This is a genomic window from Marisediminitalea lipolytica, from assembly GCF_001758465.1.
Taxonomy (GTDB): Bacteria; Pseudomonadota; Gammaproteobacteria; order Enterobacterales; family Alteromonadaceae; genus Alteromonas; species Alteromonas lipolytica.
This window is the reverse complement of record NZ_MJIC01000010.1, coordinates 76,998-96,154: the sequence shown is the minus strand read 5'-3', so window position 1 is coordinate 96,154 and position 19,157 is coordinate 76,998. Positions and strand designations below refer to the sequence as shown.

General features: G+C 50.4%; 19 protein-coding genes. 1 reads left to right on the top strand and 18 read right to left on the bottom strand.

What is annotated here, in order from left to right:
• Nucleotides 1-3 precede the first annotated feature (3 nt).
• From fliR to BFC17_RS05795, 18 genes are all read right to left on the bottom strand, one after another.
• Nucleotides 4-786, bottom strand: a complete 783-nt coding sequence (gene fliR / locus BFC17_RS05880; RefSeq protein WP_070175539.1) for a flagellar biosynthetic protein FliR — start codon at nucleotides 784-786, stop codon at nucleotides 4-6.
• Nucleotides 787-1,056, bottom strand: coding sequence for a flagellar biosynthesis protein FliQ (fliQ, locus tag BFC17_RS05875; RefSeq protein WP_070175538.1), 270 nt, complete (start codon nucleotides 1,054-1,056; stop codon nucleotides 787-789). It lies immediately after the preceding gene.
• 4 nt (nucleotides 1,057-1,060) lie between these two features.
• Nucleotides 1,061-1,789 (bottom strand): flagellar type III secretion system pore protein FliP, encoded by a 729-nt coding sequence (fliP, locus tag BFC17_RS05870; RefSeq protein WP_229680905.1) that lies wholly within the window; start codon nucleotides 1,787-1,789, stop codon nucleotides 1,061-1,063.
• 22 nt (nucleotides 1,790-1,811) lie between these two features.
• A complete protein-coding gene (gene fliO / locus BFC17_RS05865; RefSeq protein WP_139142009.1) occupies nucleotides 1,812-2,294 on the bottom strand; it encodes a flagellar biosynthetic protein FliO in 483 nt (160 codons plus the stop codon).
• On the bottom strand, nucleotides 2,254-2,664 hold the full coding sequence (gene fliN / locus BFC17_RS05860) for a flagellar motor switch protein FliN (protein WP_070175536.1): 411 nt from the start codon (nucleotides 2,662-2,664) through the stop codon (nucleotides 2,254-2,256). Before fliN ends, fliO begins: the two co-directional genes overlap by 41 nt.
• Nucleotides 2,665-2,696: 32 nt before the next feature.
• On the bottom strand, nucleotides 2,697-3,755 hold the full coding sequence (gene fliM / locus BFC17_RS05855) for a flagellar motor switch protein FliM (protein ID WP_070175535.1): 1,059 nt from the start codon (nucleotides 3,753-3,755) through the stop codon (nucleotides 2,697-2,699).
• A 12-nt stretch (nucleotides 3,756-3,767) separates the two neighbouring features.
• Nucleotides 3,768-4,301, bottom strand: coding sequence for a flagellar basal body-associated protein FliL (fliL, locus tag BFC17_RS05850; RefSeq protein ID WP_070175534.1), 534 nt, complete (start codon nucleotides 4,299-4,301; stop codon nucleotides 3,768-3,770).
• An 80-nt stretch (nucleotides 4,302-4,381) separates the two neighbouring features.
• Complete coding sequence (locus BFC17_RS05845; RefSeq protein WP_070175533.1) at nucleotides 4,382-6,508, bottom strand: flagellar hook-length control protein FliK; 2,127 nt, start codon at nucleotides 6,506-6,508, stop codon at nucleotides 4,382-4,384.
• Nucleotides 6,509-6,630: 122 nt separating this feature from the next.
• A complete protein-coding gene (gene fliJ, locus BFC17_RS05840) occupies nucleotides 6,631-7,095 on the bottom strand; it encodes a flagellar export protein FliJ (protein WP_070175532.1) in 465 nt (154 codons plus the stop codon).
• Between the two features lie 3 nt (nucleotides 7,096-7,098).
• The gene (fliI, locus tag BFC17_RS05835) at nucleotides 7,099-8,433 is read right to left on the bottom strand and encodes a flagellar protein export ATPase FliI (protein ID WP_070175531.1); all 1,335 of its coding nucleotides are present in this window, start codon (nucleotides 8,431-8,433) and stop codon (nucleotides 7,099-7,101) included.
• On the bottom strand, nucleotides 8,423-9,205 hold the full coding sequence (gene fliH / locus BFC17_RS05830) for a flagellar assembly protein FliH (protein ID WP_070175530.1): 783 nt from the start codon (nucleotides 9,203-9,205) through the stop codon (nucleotides 8,423-8,425). The genes fliI and fliH overlap by 11 nt, the downstream gene beginning before the upstream one ends.
• An 18-nt stretch (nucleotides 9,206-9,223) precedes the next feature.
• Nucleotides 9,224-10,267, bottom strand: coding sequence for a flagellar motor switch protein FliG (fliG, locus tag BFC17_RS05825; protein WP_070175529.1), 1,044 nt, complete (start codon nucleotides 10,265-10,267; stop codon nucleotides 9,224-9,226).
• 15 nt (nucleotides 10,268-10,282) lie between these two features.
• Nucleotides 10,283-11,971: a flagellar basal-body MS-ring/collar protein FliF gene (gene fliF, locus BFC17_RS05820; RefSeq protein ID WP_070175528.1), complete on the bottom strand. Its 1,689-nt coding sequence runs from the start codon at nucleotides 11,969-11,971 to the stop codon at nucleotides 10,283-10,285.
• An 18-nt stretch (nucleotides 11,972-11,989) separates the two neighbouring features.
• Nucleotides 11,990-12,328, bottom strand: coding sequence for a flagellar hook-basal body complex protein FliE (gene fliE / locus BFC17_RS05815; RefSeq protein ID WP_070175527.1), 339 nt, complete (start codon nucleotides 12,326-12,328; stop codon nucleotides 11,990-11,992).
• Nucleotides 12,329-12,551: 223 nt separating this feature from the next.
• Nucleotides 12,552-13,898, bottom strand: a complete 1,347-nt coding sequence (locus BFC17_RS05810; protein WP_070175526.1) for a sigma-54-dependent transcriptional regulator — start codon at nucleotides 13,896-13,898, stop codon at nucleotides 12,552-12,554.
• Nucleotides 13,899-13,901: 3 nt separating this feature from the next.
• On the bottom strand, nucleotides 13,902-15,050 hold the full coding sequence (locus BFC17_RS05805; RefSeq protein ID WP_083271613.1) for a sensor histidine kinase: 1,149 nt from the start codon (nucleotides 15,048-15,050) through the stop codon (nucleotides 13,902-13,904).
• Between the two features lie 198 nt (nucleotides 15,051-15,248).
• Nucleotides 15,249-16,682 (bottom strand): sigma-54 dependent transcriptional regulator, encoded by a 1,434-nt coding sequence (locus tag BFC17_RS05800; protein WP_070175525.1) that lies wholly within the window; start codon nucleotides 16,680-16,682, stop codon nucleotides 15,249-15,251.
• A gap of 325 nt (nucleotides 16,683-17,007) precedes the next feature.
• The gene (locus BFC17_RS05795; RefSeq protein WP_070175524.1) at nucleotides 17,008-17,808 is read right to left on the bottom strand and encodes a flagellin; all 801 of its coding nucleotides are present in this window, start codon (nucleotides 17,806-17,808) and stop codon (nucleotides 17,008-17,010) included.
• Nucleotides 17,809-18,105: 297 nt separating this feature from the next.
• Between BFC17_RS05795 and BFC17_RS05790 the strand changes: the two genes are divergently transcribed.
• Nucleotides 18,106-19,155: a zinc-binding dehydrogenase gene (locus BFC17_RS05790; protein ID WP_070175523.1), complete on the top strand. Its 1,050-nt coding sequence runs from the start codon at nucleotides 18,106-18,108 to the stop codon at nucleotides 19,153-19,155.
• Nucleotides 19,156-19,157: the final 2 nt, after the last annotated feature.

The window sequence follows — 19,157 nt, the reverse complement described above, 5'->3', positions numbered from 1 at the left end:
TTATCAGCTTGGACATATCAGTAGCAATTCACACATAAATTGCTGCGAGCGTTGCCACTGATTTTCAAAGTGAGTGGAGAAATTATCCAGCGTCAGCCAGATAATGATCAGTCCCATAATCTGGGCAATGGAAAAACCGATGCTAAAAATGTTCAGCTGAGGGGCGGCCTTGGTCATTACCCCGAACGCCAGGTTTACAATTAACAGCGAAATAATGGGGGCGAGTGCCAGTGTCAGCGCCGCCACAAACATCCAGCCAGCCCAGTGCGCTATATCCCGCAACTGTTCTGGCGCAAACCAGGCCTCACCAATGGGAAAAGCGTCAAAACTCATTACCATCATGCGGATCATCGCCAGATGCCCGTCGAGCCCCCAAAACAGCAGCGTGGCCAGAATAAGATAAAACTGCCCCACCGCAGGCACGTTAATACCATTAACCGGATCAACGATGCTGGCAAACCCCAGGCCCGTTTGCATAGCAATAACCTGACCGGCCAACACAAACGTATTGAGTACCATCATGGAAACAAAGCCAATGGCAATGCCAATAAGTAGCTGCTGGATAACCAACAGAAAAGTGCCAACGTCAACAATTTCCCGTACTGGCACCGGCGGTACCACCGGCATGATCACCAGCGACAATAAAATGGCGAGTAATGCCCTCACCGGTGGCGGAATGGATTTAGCGCTTAAGCCAATCATAGCGGCAAACATGCCGCTGATACGCATAAACGGCAACATCAGGTCAGCCAGAAACTGATTTATGGTTGCCAGTTCAACTTCCATTTAACCTACCACCTGCGGAATTTGCTCAACCATGTGAAAGGTAAAATCCATCAGTTTCTGAACCAGCCAGTTGCCGCCCCAGCTCAATGCCAGCAAGGTCACGATTAAACGGGGTAAAAAGCTCATGGTTTGTTCGTTAATGGAGGTGGCGGCCTGAAATACAGCAACAATCAAACCCACTATCATGCTCGGTACAATCACCGCCGACACCAGCAGGATCACCATAAACATGGACTCACGAAGAATTTCGACAAAGACTTCTGGGCTCATGGGTCTACACTCCCATTCCGAAACTGGTTGCCAGGGTACCAAAAATCAGATTCCAGCCATCAACCAGAACAAATAGCATTAATTTAAAGGGCAGCGACACAATCATTGGCGATAGCATCATCATACCCATCGCCATCAGGATGGAGGCCACCACCAAATCAATAATCAAAAAGGGAATAAACAACATAAAGCCAATCTGAAAGGCCGTTTTCAATTCACTGGTAACAAACGCGGGGATCAGTATATTCAGCGGTACATCAGCCGGATCCTGATATTTATCCTCATCACCGGCAATTGACACAAAGGTCTCTAAATCCTTAACCCGGGTTTGCGACAGCATAAACGCCCGCATCGGCCCCTTAGCCTGTTCCAGCGCTTCCATCGACGTCATTTCCTCACTCAGATAAGGCTGTAGTGCACGCTCGTTCACTTCATCAAAAACCGGCGTCATAATGAACATGGATAAAAACAGGCTCACGCCAATCAGGATCTGGTTAGAAGGTGACTGCTGCAAACCAATGGCCTGACGCAAAATTGACAGCACGATAATGATGCGGGTAAACGACGTCATCATCATAATGAACGCCGGAATAAGGCTCAGCGCAGTCATGATAAACAGCGCTTGCAACGTCATGGTGTAATCCTGGGTGCCGTCGCCGTTGGTGGTCACCGTTACCGCGGGAATACCCTGTTGCGCCTCGGCGGGCATAGCCACTGCCAGTGCCGCCAGCATCACGGCCACTAACCACTTAAGTTTAGTTGTCATCGTGCTGTCCTTTCATACCAGGGTTTATTTTCTGCGCCATAGCCTGGACCAGCTTTTGTTTAAATGCGGCGCCGCCAGGTGCTGCCGTACCGGGCACATCAATCAGGGTTTCTAGTTTGCTGAGATGATTAATATTCTGTGCAGTCACGCCAATCAAATGCTGCTCTTCGCCCACCTGCAACACCATAATGCGTTCACGGGCACCGGCAGACAGACTGGCAACGACCTTAAGTTGGCCTGAACTACCGGGAGTGACATTAAATCGACGCATGATGTAAGCCAGCGAAAAAATAATCGCGACAATCAGCAATAATGATAGAAAAATTGACAGTACAGAGGTCGGATTGGTGATTGAGTTGGTGGCCTGAGCCTCAGCACAATACAGTGTGGAAACCAGGGAGACAAGGCATCCCCCTGTTTTAAAAGGAAATTTACCTGAGTTTTTTGATTCTCTCGATTTGACTAATAACATCTGTTAACCGAATCCCGAACTTGTCGTTGACCACTACTACTTCTCCATGAGCAATCAGCGTGCCATTTACAAGAACGTCCAACGGTTCACCGGCAACCCGGTCCAGTTCGACAACCGAGCCCTGGTTTAACTGTAACAGGTTACGGATGCTAATCTGGCTGCGGCCCACTTCCATCGAAATGGTGACCGGGATATCCAGTATCGTATCGAGTTTTTTCTTTTCTTCCTGGGTGATAGGCGCGTCATCAGACAGCTCATCAAGTTCAGCAACGCGGACGCCGTCGTCACCCTGCTCGCCTTCTGCGGACTCAGCGTCGGCCTGTTCAGCCATCGCTGCTGCCCAATCGTCCATACCGTCTTCTTCACTCATGATCTCGCCTCTTATGTCTTACTTGCTTGCGATTATAAATCTTCTTCCAACACCTGTAGCTCGGCGTCATTATCAATAATACGTCCGCCACGGGTGAGTAATTGTAATTCCGACTTCACTGATGTCGGTCTGGCTATCTTTTCGGCAATTTTCAGTGCCAGATTTTCCCGTGAACGGCCCAGCTTGGCCCTAAAAGTGGGTAAATCTTCAATTAATACGGTGATGTATTCCGGCATATCCACCGGGATGATATCGCCCGGTTTAAAATTCATCAGATCTTCCAGCGTCACATCAAAATCCAGCATATGGGTGCTGAGTTCCACCTGTACATCTAAAATCTCATCACGCAGCGCCTTACTCCAGCGCAGGTCCGTATCTTCCTTATCGCTCTGCACACCCGCATCGAGTAATTCGCGTATTGGCTCAAGCATGGAATAAGGTAAAGATACGTGGAAGTCACCCCCACCGCCATCCAGTTCAATATGAAATGAACTGATAACCACCACTTCAGTGGGGCTGACAATGTTAGCCATGGCCGGGTTTACTTCAGAATCCAGGTATTCAAAGGACACGTCCATCACGGGCGCCCAGGCTTCTTTGTAGTCTTCAAAGATAATCTTCAGCAGCATCTGAATGATGCGCCGTTCAGTGGGGGTAAATTCCCGTCCTTCGATTTTGGCATGGTAACGCCCGTCACCACCAAAGAAGTTATCCACCAGTATAAACACCAGCCGTGCTTCCATAGTAATCAGGCCAGTGCCCTTTAAAGGTCTGAAACGCACCATGTTTAAACTGGTGGGTACAAACAGGGTATGAATGTACTCACCAAATTTAATCATCTGAATACCGTTAATGGACACCTCGGCACTGCGGCGCATCATGTTAAACAGACTCACCCGTAAATGGCGGGCAAAGCGCTCGTTAACAATTTCCAGTGTGGGCATCCGGCCACGAACGATCCGATCCTGAGATGAAAAATCATACTCGAGCGCCGACGAGTCACCCGCATCCTGGGGGACCTCTTCTTCCTCGACGTCGTCTACTCCGTGGAGCAGGGCATCAATTTCATCTTGTGATAATAAATCGCTCACAGCAGACTCCTGTTATTGCATCACAAAGTCGGTAAACAGCACGCGTTCAACCACTTCACCACCGGCAATATCCTTAAGCGCATTCTGAACGGCTTCAAGGGCATTGTCCCGGAGTTCAATTTTACCCGGCTCAGTAACCAAATCATCGGCATTACTGGCACTGAAGGTTTGCAGTAAGGTACCTTCAATTAATGGGATATGCGTTTTCGCTTTCTCTTCGTTGTCGGTACCACGTACCATTAACTGCACTTTTATTTGCACCAGACGATCACGACCCGACCCAGGCACGTTAAATACAATCGGACGTGGCATGGCCACATACAGCGCCGTACCTACACTGGCGTTAGTCTCTGCTACTGGCGCCGGGGCACCTTCGCCGCCTGCGGCTGCGAGTTCCTCTGCTGCCGCAGGTTCATCGCCACCGGCAAACAAGAAGAAATACGCTGCGCCACCGCCACCAATCAGCACCACAGCAATGATAATGATCAGCATTAGTTTGCTTTTCTTACCACCGGTTTCTTCAATTTGTAATTCTTCATCAGCCATTTAAAACATCTCTTATGCGTTCAGGTTAGGCGTATTATGTCTGCTCGCCAGTAAATGGCAACGACAAACACCAGGTTTCCTTAAACATAGTCGTCAATTAAACCATTTGCCGCTCTGACGACACGGGTTTCCTGACTATTACTGTCGTCGAGCTCCTGATCTGCCAGTTGACCGCCGTGCTGGCCGCTCGTTTCGCCATCACCGCTGTCTCCACCACTTTGCTGCTGACTGACAAAAGACTCTCCCAAATCAATGCCTTGCTCAGCAAACATATCGCGTAATCGCGGCATGGCATCGGCCAGCGCTTCCTTTGCATGCTGTGATTGCACGATAAAGCTTACCGAGGCGCTGTCACCACTTACATTAAGGCGAATTTGCATACTTCCCATCTCGGGCGGGTCCAAACGTATTTCAGCCATAGCCTGACGCCCGCTGACCATCCAGCGGATCTTTTCGGCCATTTGCTGTTGGCCTTCAGGCTGCTGAATATTAACCGGCTTATCCATGACAACCTGTTGTTGCAGGGCTTTTAACGTATCGCCATGCTGTTGCCGGCTTTCCTGCACCAGTACATCACGGGCTGCATGGACCAGCTCGGTCAGTTTGTGTTCCTGGTTTTCATTAAGGGTCGCCATGGACGCTAACTGCATCAGCTGTTGCACGTCCTGCATTACCGGGACGGCTACATTCTGAGTATTTTCCGGCACAATTTCCTGAACGCTCTGATTAACCAGCGCGGCTAAATCAATGGCCGGGGTATGCCCCTGTTTAAGCTGTGAACGCATTTCTTCAAGGCCAGATGTCAGCTGGCTGCGTATTTGTCCCAGCTGTGTATCACTTAATTGCGTATTGGCTTTAGCGGCGCTGTCGGTCATTACCTGAGCCAGTTCCGCGATGGTTTTATCACTCGCCTGCTCAAGCACAGGTAGCAGGGTATCTTGCGCTGCTTCTGGGGTTTGTGCTTTGGTATTATTTATATCAGTGGTGCTGCCGTCTTTTTGCACCTGCTTCATCAAACTGACCAGCAGACTGGCCTGATGAAGCACGGTTTCTTCTGCCGGTGGCGCAACGATAACAGGCTCTTCAGCCAGTTGAATGGTGTCACCGTCAAATTCGGCGAGCGTCAGCTCAGCATCGGTCACGGTTTCATTTGGCTGCTCATTAGTGTGTTGTTGTAACCCTTTCAGCAGTGCCGCCGCCAGAGCACGTGTGTTTTCTTCGATCTGCGCTTCTGTTACGCCGGATTCGACTTGTGCTATCTCACCTGACAGTATTGACGGGTCTAATTCAATCTCAGTAGCGAGGACGGTATCAGTTTCTGTCTTTCCCTCAGTCTCAGAAACCGCTTTAACCTGCTTAATCAGCGTCAGTAAATCAGATAAGGCATGTTCAGCGCCCTGCCATTGCTGTAAGGAAACATCCTGATTCTGTTCGGGTAATGCCTGTGGTATCAGATCATTTAACCAGTCTCTGAGTTCACTCAGTACCTCTTCGGGAGCAGCAACCGCAGCATCGCCGGATGTAAAGTCAGCAAGACTGATATCGGGAATATTTTTAATATTAGCAATAGCACTTGCCTCTTTAGTCGCGTCGCTGGATTTACCCTGCTGAAGTTTTTCCTGTAGCGAGCGGATGGCATCCACCATCGCTAAATAATCGGTTTCGACATTTGCAAACGACACATCTTCAGCGCCTGCGACGAGGTCGCTGGTCTGTAGCAGCGCATTTTCTTGCGGATTAGTCACCCCATCTGCCAACTGCTCCGGGATGCCAGGTAGTTCGGCTTCATCGCTATCCGCTTTTGAGGTTATTTGTTGCGTCGATGCTGATACTTCGGCCTCAGTAGCATTAATCAGTACCTGTGGTTTATCACTGCCCTGCTCAGCAATTACCTTAATGCTGTCTTCGTCCACGGTACTCTCAGCGGCATTCTTGTCTTGTTCCGGCGCGCTGTTTTGTTCTGTGGCCCCTACGGCCATCCCGGCTTCTTGTTGTTGACCCTCTGGCAGTTTTTTATTGCTGACAGGTGCCGCCGCGGTATCTTGCTGGCGGTTCAGAATGTCAGCAAAGGCGTCTCTGGATGCAGGTGTAACAGAATCAAATCCCAATGGCAGGACGGACTCAGATTTAGATGCCGAATCACGTTGTACGGCGCTTTCCGCCAGGGCGGCAATTTGTGATCGTTGGGTGGCAAGCTGTTGCATCATAACCGAGTCCTCAAAACCTAACTGCTTGAAACAGATGTGTTGTTACACATTTATTTATTGTTACGGGAAAGAGAAAGCAAGGAGCGTTCCACAATTTAACAACGCGGTAAACAACGGGCATTTTATACCAGCGAGCGGCGCAGCAAGCGCTGCATGGCCAGTTCATCCATCATTTGTTGTTCAGCCCGGTTATCCATGACTTGCAGGGTGTGGTGTTTTTTGTCGATAAGTTTTTCTACAGCCTGACGTCGGCGCTGCTGGGTAAGCCATTGACTGCGACGCTGGTCCACCGCCATTTTGCACTGAGCGATAATATGGCCCTGCTGTTCACAGGCCTTATCCAGCTTGCCCACAAATGACAAGCGCTGTTGATAATGGCTGGCCGTTACGCCACCGCTACCTTCCTGTTGGATCTGTCGCACATATTCCACCCGGTACTGTTGCAGGCTGGTCAGTTTAGCCCGTTGCTGCTGATGGTAATCTTCAGCAAGACGAAATGCCTGCAAGGCGGCTTTTTCTTTGTCCTGCTCCATTTTCAGTACCGTTGCCAGCTGGCCAATTGAGCGGGTTACGTCACTGCGTGCCATGCTTTAGCCCTTACCCAGTCCGCCAGCCAGTTTACTCATAGCATCAAGGCTTTCATCATAGGCCAGCACCTGAGTCATGCCCTGTTGTAACAGGGCTTTTATGGCCGGTTCGGCATTAATCGCCAAATCAACGCGGGGATCGGTGCCCCGGGTATAAGCACCAAGGGTAATAAGGTCGCGGTTTTGCTGGTAAGTTGAATAGACCTGACGGATCCGTCGGGCCTGGAATAAATGCTCTTCGCTAACCACCTGTGGCATTACGCGGCTAATCGATGCCTCTATATCAATCGCAGGATAATGACCGCTTTCAGCCAGCGAGCGGGATAATACAATATGACCATCCAGAATAGCCCGGGCAGAATCAGCAATGGGATCCTGTAAATCGTCACCTTCGGTAAGCACGGTATAAAAGGCGGTAATTGAGCCCTGGTTTTCACTGCCGTTACCGGCTCTTTCCACGAGTGCCGGTAACCGGGCAAACACCGATGGCGGGTAACCTTTGGTGGCCGGCGGTTCGCCAACAGCCAGAGCAATCTCACGTTGCGCCATGGCATAGCGGGTCAGCGAGTCAATCAGTAACAGTACATTCATACCCTGATCGCGAAAATATTCGGCGATAGTAACGGCGGTTTCACACCCTTTCAGGCGCATCAGCGGAGAGGTATCGGCAGGCGCGGCGACAACGACGGCCCGTTGACGCTCTTCTTCGGTCAGAATATCGTGGATAAATTCTTTTACCTCGCGGCCCCGCTCGCCCACCAGGCCCACCACCACGACATCGGCTTTTGCGCCGCGGGTCATCATGCCAAGCAACACGCTTTTACCCACACCACTTCCGGCAAATAACCCCATACGCTGACCGACGCCCACGGTAGTAATAGCATTGATGGCTCGCACACCAACGTCCATAGGTTCTGAGATTGCGCGACGGGCCAGCGGATTAATCGGCGGCTTGGTTGTGGGAACCCGCTCACTGGCTTCAATGGGGCCTAAACCGTCAAGGGGCTGACCATTACCGTCAACCACCCGTCCCAACATACCGAGCCCAACTGATAAACCGCTGTCACGATTCAGTGGTAATACCCGTGAGCCTGGCACAATGCCACGCACAGCTTCGGTTGGCATCAGATAGGTAATATGATCGCCAAAGCCAACGACTTCGGCCTCGATCTCGCCATCAATCGTCTGCACCATGCACTGACTGCCTACCGGCAGCTGACAACCAACCGCCTCAAGGGTCAGGCCAATACCTCTGACCAGCTTTCCGGCAGCCACGATTGGCGGCACTGGCACCTGCTTTTGCAGCTGCTGCAGATGACTAATTAAGCTAACTGTCATCAGATAATCCCTGCTCTAACAGGAACTTATCCAATACATTCCGGCTGCGGCGCTCAATAGACAGGTCCACAGCATTACGCTGGGTCACAATGTCGCAGCCACCCCGGGCCATTGCCGGACTATCAATCAGCGTCCAACCACGCTCTTTCACTTTATCTTCGCCAAAGTGCGCCTGAACCAGCTGAATATCTTCCGGATGCATGTGAATACTGTAGTGATTTTCTTCCACCGGCAGAACCTTAAGCCCTTCGCTTAAGGCTTGTAAAATAATGGCTTCGTTGGTTTGTACTTCCGTTCTGATCACCGACCGGGCCAACGCCACCGCCAGTTTAACCACTTCCCGACGAACCTGCTCATCGACTTTCTCAAGAGGCGCGTGCAGCTGTGATACCAGTGATTCCCAGACCTCAGCCTGCTGGGTAATCTGGCTCTGGCCCTCTTGCAGCCCTTGTTCAAAGCCTTCCTGATGACCCGCTGCTCGTCCTTCTTCGTGCCCCTGAGGAATACCTTCGGCTTTACCTTCATCAAAACCGGTTTGTTTACCTTCGGCGTAGCCTTCATCAAAAGCAGCCTGACGAATAGCTTCGATTTCCTGCGCGGTCGGCGGCAAAATTTCTTCTACTTCTTCCGGCGGCTCATATTTCCAGTCGCTTCTACGATTCAGCGCATTAGTTTTGTCATCCTGTGATGACACCGCCTCATCCACGTACGGCAGATTCCAGTTCTGGGCTTCTTCAAGCTCCGCTACCGAAAACGGTCTCGCGTTTTTCATAAACAGACAGCCTCGCTATTAGAGGAACTCTTCGCCACCGCCGCCGCCCAGCATAATTTCGCCGGCGTCAGCCAATCGACGGGCCACTGACAGAATTTCTTTCTGGGCAGTTTCCACTTCACTAATCCGTACCGGCCCCATGGCTTCCAGATCGTCGGTAAGCATTTCAGCAGCACGTTTAGACATGTTATTGGTAATCTTGTTCTTAAGCTCTTCGTCTGCGCCTTTGATGGCTTTAAGCAGCGAGTCTTGCTGGACTTCGCGCAGAATCGCCTGAATACCGCGGTCGTCGACATCCACGAGATTGTCGAATACAAACATAAGGTCCTGAATTTGCTGACTGAGTTCTTCGTCCTGCTCGCGGATCGCATCCATCAGCTGACCTTCGATATTGGTATCGAGGTAGTTCATGATATCGGCGGCAGACTTCAGGCCGCCCATTTTGGCTGCCTGGGTGCCAGCCTGACCGGCAAACTGCTTCTCCATGATTTCGTTCAGCTCTTGCAAGGCTGCTGGCTGAACTTCTTCTAAGTTGGCCACCCGCATTAACAGATCCAGGCGCACTTTTTCCGGGAACTGCGACAAAATTTCGGCGGATTGCTCAGGCTCCAGGTAAGACAGCACGATAGTTTGGATTTGCGGGTGTTCGTTACGAATAATACTGGCCACCTGTTTGGAGTCCATCCACTTGAGGGAATCCAGACCTTTAGCGCCGGAGCCCATCAGGATCTGATCAATCAGGTTAGCCGCTTTATCTTCTCCCAACGCAGCGGTTAATGCACGTTTCACAAAATCCTGACTCTGGAAGCCAATAGTTGAGTAATTCTGGATTTCCTCGATAAAATGTTTATGCACAGACGTAATTTTAGACTGTGTCATGTCATCGATGCGCGCCATGGCAGCGCCTAGTTTTTGTACCTGCTTGGGTTCCAGATGTTTAAGGATTTGTGCTGCATCCTCTTCAGATAAACTTAGCAGCAGGATCGCGGCTTTCTCAACGCCTTCGAGCTTACTAACGTCGTACGCTTGTGATTGTTCTTGTGTGGCGATTTCTTCAGCCATCTCACGACCCCTTAATTACTCATCCTGCAACAACCAGCCTTTAACCACCTGAGCCGACAGCTCAGGTTCGTTAGCGACCAGCGCGCGTACCGCTTTTAATACATCTTCGTCTTTATGCAGATCAGGCAGCATTAGCGAGCCATCCGGGGCAAACCCGACCTGACCTGCATCAAAATCGCTGGACAGCATATTGATGGTGTCATCACCCAGATCCAGACCTTCATCCGCATCAAACTCGTCGCCAGCCTGATTATCCGCAGGATTAATCAGTTTTGACAGCATCGGTCTGATTACCGCAAAGATAAGCGCAATAACAACCAGTCCGCCCATGACCCATTTAATTATAGGCATGAAAAACGGCTGCTCCCAAATGGGTAGCTCTTCCATATCGCCCGCATCAATGCGGCTAAAGGGCATACTCACCACTTCGAGGCTGTCACCACGGGTTACGTCGAAGCCAATGCCACCTTGCAGTAAGCGACGAATACTGAGTAATTCTTCCTGACTGCGCGCTGCGCTGGTAACGGTACCGTCTTCAGCAGTAGATTGCAGATAATCCACGGCTACCGACACACTTAACCGGCGGATCACTCCGGTTTGCTGCTTGGTGTGGCTGATGGTGGTATCAAGCTCGTAGTTACGGGTAGATTCCTTGGTGGTTCTGCCAGGCACCGGCGCACCCAGCCCATTACCAACAGCGTTCTCCGGAATGTTAGAATCCAGCGGAGGCTGATTACTGATGGCCCCAGGGATACCGCCAGCCACTGAGCCAACGGAATTTTCTTCAATCACCATTTCGCTGCGAACCGCAGGCAGATCAGGATTATAGCGACGCTGGGTTTGCTCTACTGCAGTGAAATCCATACTGACATCGACCTGCGCGGTATAATTACCAATGCCCAGTACGGGAATCAAAATGGCATCAATTTTTTCCTGATACTCGCTCTCTCGCTGACGCTCAATCTCATACTCTTTGCGTGCTCTGGCACTCACAGAGTTCTGCGAGCCGGAGTTCAGTAACCGGCCATTACTGTCAGTCACAGTAACCCGTTCCGGCTCCATTCCTTGTACAGCAGAGGCAACGATATCCACTACTGCATCCACTTCTTCACCAGTAATCGCAGCGCCACGGGTTGCAGTAATAACCACTGTCGCACTGGCTTTTTTCTCACGGCGGGCAAACACGTTTTCTTTAGGCAGGGCAAGTAATACACGGGCTTTCTTGATGCTCCCCATATCTTCGATTGTGGCTGCTATCTGCATTTCCCGGGCGTGCTTTAAACGTTCCATTTCGACCCGTTGTGAAACACCAAATCCCATGTCCTGCATGATAATATCGCTGCCGGCCTGCTCTGCCTGAGCGAGCCCTTCCCGACTCATGCCAAGTTTGATTTTTTGGTATTCATCCACTCGCACGTGAACGATATTCCCTTCCAGGCGGTATTCGATTTGATTGGCGTCCAGATAATCGAGGGTTTCGATGAGTTCCTCAGTATCCATTTTGGCCAGTGGGCGGAAGTCCGGCTCCTGTATAAACAACACCACAAAGATGGCAATGGCCACGCTGATCACCAGCACCACCACCAGTGTCATCTGACGGACCATATCGGTACTGCCAATGGTATCCATAAACCCAGATTTTTGTTCGGAATCGGCATCCATTGAATCAGATACCGCCAGATTGGTTCCCGTTGCTTCAGCCACAGTCTGTTACTCCACTCTCTAAACCGGCATATTCATGATTTGCTTGTACGCTTCGAGCACTTTGTTGCGCACCTGCACGGTCGCTTCAAAGGCGATACCGGATTTTTCTTTGGCCAGCATGACATCAGCCAGACTCAGACTTTTATCACCCATTTCAAATCGCTGGGTCGTTTCTTTGGATTCGAGCTGCATGCTGTTGACCTTTTCCACGGCATTACCCAGCATGGTTGCAAAGTCGCTTTTTGACGTGTTCAACCCGGTATTGAGTTCCAGGCCCTGCTGCGGATTAACGTCCAGACGAGTCTGCGCGATCATAGCCTGCATTTCCTGATACAAACTGTTGGCTTTAACGTCCATAACGGCTCCTGATAATTTAATGCCTCTCCGACGGTGCCGGAATTCTGGCTTTTATGATGACTTATCAGGATCTACAGCAAGGACCAGACCAACTTTTATTTACACTTAAAATCATACACTTAGATGATTATGCCAAATTAATGACGGCGGCAGGACAGGCTGGTGACGGGAACGACGAAACGGGCGCCGCGAATGGCACCCGTTAAATTAGAAAAGAATATACTCAGGCTGGCACATCTATGCCCTGCTCACGCATGCGAGCCAGTTTATAACGTAGTGTACGCGGACTAATCCCCAGTTTTTCGGCCACAGCCTTGCGCTTGCCGTTACACGACATCAACGTATCAAGAATAATCTGGTGCTCCTGCTGACGCAGTTCCGAGCCCAGACGACTGTCGTCTTCTTCGTAATCCGGTTCTGCCGCAACATTAAATGACTGACCGTTCATTGGCTCAATCATCAGATCAATAGCATCGATTACATCGCTTTCACACAGAATCAACGCCCGCTGGCAAACGTTCTCCAGTTCGCGCACATTACCCGGCCAGCTGTGCTGTAACAGCTTGTTGCGCGCAGCGGCGCTCAGTTTGTACTGGCCCAACCCCTGCTGCGAGGCATGACGGTTAATCAGATGCTCTGCCAACGGAACAATGTCACCCACCCGCTGTGCCAGTGGCAACCAGGTAATAGGAAACACGTTTAACCGGTAATATAAATCTTCGCGGAACTCGCCACGGGCCACCGCTTCTTTTAAGTCGCGGTTGCTGGTAGCAATCACCCTCACATCCAGCGAAATGGTTTTCCGGGCGCCCAGCCGTTCTACTTCTTTTTCCTGCAGCACGCGCAGAAGTTTAGCCTGCAAGGCTAAATCCATTTCGGTTATTTCATCCAGCAGCAGTGTGCCGCCCTGGGCTTGTTCAAACTTGCCGGGGCAAGCCTGGATGGCACCGGTAAACGCACCTTTCTCGTAACCAAACAAGGTAGCCTCAAGCATATTTTCCGGGATCGCGGCACAGTTGATCGCCACAAACGGCGCCTGACTGCGCTGGGAGTTATCATGAATATAACGCGACAACACTTCTTTACCCGAGCCACTTGGACCAAGCACCATCACCGTAGCTTCAGAGCGCGCCACTTTTCTGGCCAGTTGCAGTAGTTCAAGACTGCTGTTATCGCCTACGATGGGCTGCCGGGACTCGACCTTTTGTGCCGGTGCATACCGTCCCACCAGGTTAAGTAACACTTCCGGCGCAAATGGCTTGGACAGATAATCGGTGGCACCGTCACGCATGGCACTAACCGCATCATCTACCGTGGCATAGGCGGTCATTAACAACACCGGTAAATTAGCATCTTTACTCTTAATGGCCTTAAGCAGCGCTAAGCCGTTCATTTCCCCCATCTGAATATCGCTGACAACGATATCAACAGGCTGTCGGCTTAACAGCATAATCGCCTGTTCGGCCGAATCTGCCGCGACCACCTGGTAGTCAGCCAATAACAAGGTATCCACCAGCGCTTCGCGTAATCCGGCATCATCTTCAACAATCAGTACGGTTGTTTTAGGCATGGGTTAATCCTCTCGCTCCAGACGGTTATCAACGGCTTCACTGGTAAATACACGGGGTAACATAATTGAAAAACACGCCCCTTTGTCGGGCAGGTTATCAACGCTAAGCCGCCCCTGATGGGCCTTAACAACTGACTGAACAACAGCCAGACCAAGGCCGGTACCGTGCGTTTTGGTAGTAAAAAAGGGTTCAAATATTTTCTGTTTTTGTGGCTCGGGTACACCGGGTCCCTGATCGCTGACAGCAATATTCAGCCAGCGATCCTGCACGCTGAACCGCACCGTCACCTCACTGCCTTTGGGACTTATCTGGCTGGCATTTTGGATCAGATTAAGCAGCGCACCTTGTAAAGCTGTCAGGTTACCCGTTATTGCTGCGTCAAGATCATGGCCTTTAAAAACTATGATCTGCTCCTGGCCCTGAGTGATGGTTTGCGCCGTAGCCGCTATGGATTCATACAGGGCTTCGACGGTAATATCGTTAACCACTTGTTGTTCGCCGCTTTTGGCAAACAGCAACATATCATTGACCTGACTTTCCAGTTCTTTAAGGCGATCCTGCAGTTTATGAGCAAACTGAACGCCCGCTTCAGGGTGCAGATTTTTGCGGGTTAAATTTGCTGCGTAAAGCATGGCCGCTGATAACGGTGTGCGGATTTGATGTGCCAGTGAGGCCACCATTTTGCCCAGTGAAGATAAGCGCTGCAAATGGCTCAAACGGGCCTGCAACTGACGGGTTTCGGTCAGATCGGTGAGCACTATTAACTGGCCCGGCTCGTTTACCAAAGGCGTGATGGAAAGCTTTACCCGGCGGCCATCAAACAAGGATACTTCATGACCATCATCAGCCCGGGGCTTGAATGAGCGGGCAATAATGGTTCGCCACAACTCACCTTCAAGGGGCTCGCCAAGCAATAGGGAAGCCTGCTCATTGGCCTGCTTAACAAAACCTTTGCCGTCCAGCACGATCACACCGGCGGGCATCACCTGTAACAAATGGTTGAGACGAGAAGCCTGTTGACGCAGCGAGTCGAGCTCCTGCTTTTGTGCGGTTTCGTGCACCAGCGACAACTCGGCCGAAGGCCTGACCGCGCTAACCGGATTTACCGGTACTTTTTCTACGTGATGGACGACACGACTATTCAATGCCATAGGTTCCTCGTCAATTTGCAGACACTCATTTGGAATATCTGAGGAATTGCATTTGCCGTGCCAGAAATTAAACCTTAAATTTCAATGAGATAGGATTAACTTTGGATTTTTATGGACGTCAATTTACTGACTAATAGAAAAAGCTGATGAGTTTATGAGCGCCAGCCACAACAGGTTGGCGCGGTGTGCAAAATTAAACTAGTCGCGCTGAATGTTATACTTACGCATTTTTTCGACCAGTGTGGTACGACGCATACCCAGCTTATCAGCAGCGCGGGCCACTACCCAGTCCTGTTGTTCAAGCGCCTGTTGAATCAGGTTGATCTCGAGTTCAGACAAGTACTCTTTCAGGTTAACCCCTTCGTCTGGCAGGAAGCCATTGACGGCTGGCTCTGTTTCAAGCTCTTCATCATCGTGGGAAGCCGACTCAGCAAAGAGTTCGTTAAAGGCATCACGCTCGAGTACTTCTTCAGGATAATCCGGTTCAAAGCGTTCAACGTCACCGTACTGATATTTAGCAGGCAGTTCCTGCACATCGACAATCTGACCCGGAAATAAAATCATCAGCCGTTCAACCAGGTTAGATAGTTCGCGAACATTACCCGACCAGGCGTGCTCCATTAACGACCCTATGGCTCGCTCGGTAAACTTCACCGGTGCCACACCATCGCCCTGAATACGGCTAATCAATTCCTGCAATAACAGCGGAATATCTTCACGTCGTTCCCGCAACGCCGGACTGTCGATAGGAAACACGTTTAAACGGTAGTACAAATCCTCACGGAACTTGTCGTCAGCAATCATTTGCTCCAGGTCGCGGTGGGTCGCGGCAATAATCCGAACATCACACTGAATAGGCCGGTTACCACCGACCCTTTCGAACATCCTTTCCTGTAGTACGCGCAGTAGCTTAACCTGCATTTGCAGCGGCATATCGCCGATTTCGTCCAGAAATAGTGTACCGCCCTCGGCCAGTTCAAAGCGCCCTTTACGCGCACTGATGGCGCCGGTAAACGCGCCTTTTTCATGACCAAACAATTCACTTTCGAGTAATTCGCCGGGGATCGCACCACAGTTTACCGGAATAAACGGGCCATCTTTTCGCTCTGACAGAAAATGGACATTGCGTGCAACCACTTCCTTACCTGTACCCGACTCGCCAAGAATAAGCACAGTGGCATCAGTAGGCGCTACCTGCTCTACCAGTCGTCGTACCCCCTGGATTTGTTCGCTCTTACCAACCAGACTGCGGAACAAACGGGTTTTGGTTGGTACCGCTCCGTTGCGTACCGGATGACTGCGGATATATTCCTGACAGCGATGGATGGCCTGGGTAAGTACCGGATAGGTAATGGGTAAGGTAATGTGCCCGACTAAATTGCCCACTGCCGGGCTCTGTTGCTCGGCCATATTAATAGCGACAAACGGATGCTGAGGGTATCTTTTGATCAGCGCTAACGATTTCTCACCGCCGGCAACATCCAGAATGACGGCAACGGGTGACTTGTTCTCGAGCTGTACCTGGGCATCAGAAACCGAAAGCGAAATACACGGCTCCCCCAGGAAGGTCAGGATCGTGTGCAGATTTTGTTTTAATGCATTGTTATCACTAACAAGCAAGATATCCTTCATTCAGTCCCCAAAACGCTATTGTTATATTTACTAGTTTATACCAAACCACAGTTTTGTGTGTGCATGTGTCAAAAAACAGACATGATTTTTGCCGGCACCTGTCATTTCAGGCCCTTTCATCAGGAATATCGTCATTGATGTTTACAACGAATGAGCTGAACGACGCCACTGTGACTGGCTTTACTGCTAAGCGCCAAAAATGCTTAAGCGAGTAAAGAGCGCACTGGCAATTGTAGCTGTAACAACGTGAATCGCAATGAGAAAAACAGCAATATTGAAAATAAAAAAGGCAGGAAAACCTGCCTTCGTATTATTTTTAAGCGAATTAGTTGTTAAGTAAACTAAGTACCTGACCCTGCTGCTGATTCGCCTGGGCCTGGACAGTCAGAGCAGCCTGACCGAGGACATCATTTGCGGCTCGTTGCGACGCTGCCTGGGCGTAATCCGTATCCTGCAAGCGACTGCGGGCAGCGGTCTGATTGATATTGGTTTCGGTAAGGTTACGTGCCGCAGAGGCAAACTGATTTTGCACTGCGCCTAAATCACCCCGGGCACCACCCACAGTTTCGATGGCCGCATCGGCCGCGGCCAGCGAATCTTCCAGTGATTGTGAAGTAATATCAACCGACAGAATGTCAGATAATTCACTGCCAATATCACGGGTACCAACACTAATTTGCTGGCCGGGTTGGCTGCCTACCTGAAAATCAATATCGCCGTTACCCGACAACAATGGCTTACCGGCAAACTCAGTTTGCTCGATGGTCTGTGAGATGTTTTGCTGTAACTGGGAAATTTCAGATTGAATGGCCTGACGGTCGGCATCATTTAAAATACCGCTACCAGATTGCAGCGTCAGTTCGCGGATACGACTAACATCATTGTTAATGCCCTCAAGTCCGCTTTCGGCAACCTGGGCCAGGGAAATTCCGTCGTAGGCATTATTCACTGCCTGACGACTGCCTTCAACTTCTGAGGTTAGTCTGTCAATAATCTGCTGCGCCGCTGCACCATCAGCAGCACTGTTGATTTGCTTGCCTGAAGCCAGTTTCTCAGACAGCTTTTCCTGACGTTGCTGAACTTGCTCCAGCAGCGACATTGGCTTTTCTGTATTAAAGTTGATCATACCTTTCACCTCTTAACAAAGTGTAGCAAAGGATTGGCGATAAAGTAAGCAACATTACTGTTAGAGGGTATACGAATCGATACCCTGGTATGCCCTGTGGCGTCAAAAAAACGCTAACTAACTGGAACGATTATTGAATATCTTGTTTTTCACGTTGGATACGGTGTCAATTTTAGTAATAATTGCATTTTTCACCGGTTGTTACCCAACCCGGAAATCAGGCTCAGGCCCATATATTAAAGGCCCTGACGATATGACCGATAATATAAATAACAAATTAAAAAGCAGCAAACCATAATGACTATTACAGCAGCCGTGCTTACACAATGTGGCCAGCCTTTGGATATAATAGAAAATATCCGCATTCCGGTATTAAAGCCGGGCCAGGTACTGGTGAAAATCCATTACACCGGCATTTGCCATAGTCAGTTAATGGAAATTGCCGGTGCCCGGGGAGAAGACCGTTACCTGCCACATTTACTTGGCCACGAAGCCACTGCCACGGTAATTGATACCGGCCCGCAGGTAACCACGGTTGCCCCACAGGATCGCGTAGTACTGAGCTGGCTTAAAGGAAGCGGTATTGATGCCGGGGGCTGCGTGTACGATTCGCCTATCGGCAAACTCAATGCGGGCGCTGTTACCACTTTTAGTGATTACAGTGTGGTGTCTGAGAACCGTTGTTATCGCCTGCCGGAAACCGTTGGCCTGAAAGAAGGCGTGTTGTTTGGTTGTGCGCTGCCAACCGGTATGGGAATGGTGCAAAATCAATTGTCCCTTAAACCCACCAATTCCATTGGTGTTATAGGATTAGGTGGTATAGGCATGGCGGCGCTCATTGCTGCGGTTAACTGTCAGGCCGGATTAATCATTGCCATCGACACTAACGAAGATAAGCTCGCACTGGCTAAAAAGATGGGTGCCCATGTAACCATTAATCCGAACACCCACCCAGCGGCTGATATTGTTGCTGAAGTCACCCACGGTCAGTATCTTGATTTTGCCGTTGAAGCTGCCGGCAGTTGCCGGACTATCGAGGCGGCCTTTTCGCTGATTAATCCGAAAACCGGCAAGTGTGTGTTTGCCTCACACCCGCCAAAGGGTGATAAGATTCAGCTGGATCCTTTTGAGCTGATTTGCGGCAAAACCATCGAAGGTTCCTGGGGCGGCGGCGCAGACCCGGCACAATTGCTTCAACAGGTAACGTGCTGCGATAACCCGCCACTACCATTACAACAACTTCTCTCCGACGATTACGCGTTAAACGAAATCAACCAGGCAGTGGCCGATTTACAGCAGCAAAAAGTCGTCAGAGCAGTTATCAGACTACCGGGCAACGGAGACTAGCC

Bases quoted from the DNA above. Each gene is read 5' to 3' on its own strand.
- fliR (WP_070175539.1), bottom strand. From the start codon at position 786: ATGGAAGTTGAACTGGCAACCATAAATCAGTTTCTGGCTGACCTGATG.
- fliQ (WP_070175538.1), bottom strand. From the start codon at position 1,056: ATGAGCCCAGAAGTCTTTGTCGAAATTCTTCGTGAGTCCATGTTTATG.
- fliP (WP_229680905.1), bottom strand. From the start codon at position 1,789: ATGCTGGCGGCACTGGCAGTGGCTATGCCCGCCGAGGCGCAACAGGGT.
- fliO (WP_139142009.1), bottom strand. From the start codon at position 2,294: ATGTTATTAGTCAAATCGAGAGAATCAAAAAACTCAGGTAAATTTCCT.
- fliN (WP_070175536.1), bottom strand. From the start codon at position 2,664: ATGAGTGAAGAAGACGGTATGGACGATTGGGCAGCAGCGATGGCTGAA.
- fliL (WP_070175534.1), bottom strand. From the start codon at position 4,301: ATGGCTGATGAAGAATTACAAATTGAAGAAACCGGTGGTAAGAAAAGC.
- BFC17_RS05845 (WP_070175533.1), bottom strand. From the start codon at position 6,508: ATGATGCAACAGCTTGCCACCCAACGATCACAAATTGCCGCCCTGGCG.
- fliJ (WP_070175532.1), bottom strand. From the start codon at position 7,095: ATGGCACGCAGTGACGTAACCCGCTCAATTGGCCAGCTGGCAACGGTA.
- fliI (WP_070175531.1), bottom strand. From the start codon at position 8,433: ATGACAGTTAGCTTAATTAGTCATCTGCAGCAGCTGCAAAAGCAGGTG.
- fliH (WP_070175530.1), bottom strand. From the start codon at position 9,205: ATGAAAAACGCGAGACCGTTTTCGGTAGCGGAGCTTGAAGAAGCCCAG.
- fliG (WP_070175529.1), bottom strand. From the start codon at position 10,267: ATGGCTGAAGAAATCGCCACACAAGAACAATCACAAGCGTACGACGTT.
- fliE (WP_070175527.1), bottom strand. From the start codon at position 12,328: ATGGACGTTAAAGCCAACAGTTTGTATCAGGAAATGCAGGCTATGATC.
- BFC17_RS05810 (WP_070175526.1), bottom strand. From the start codon at position 13,898: ATGCCTAAAACAACCGTACTGATTGTTGAAGATGATGCCGGATTACGC.
- BFC17_RS05805 (WP_083271613.1), bottom strand. From the start codon at position 15,050: ATGGCATTGAATAGTCGTGTCGTCCATCACGTAGAAAAAGTACCGGTA.
- BFC17_RS05800 (WP_070175525.1), bottom strand. From the start codon at position 16,682: ATGAAGGATATCTTGCTTGTTAGTGATAACAATGCATTAAAACAAAAT.
- BFC17_RS05795 (WP_070175524.1), bottom strand. From the start codon at position 17,808: ATGATCAACTTTAATACAGAAAAGCCAATGTCGCTGCTGGAGCAAGTT.
- BFC17_RS05790 (WP_070175523.1), top strand. From the start codon at position 18,106: ATGACTATTACAGCAGCCGTGCTTACACAATGTGGCCAGCCTTTGGAT.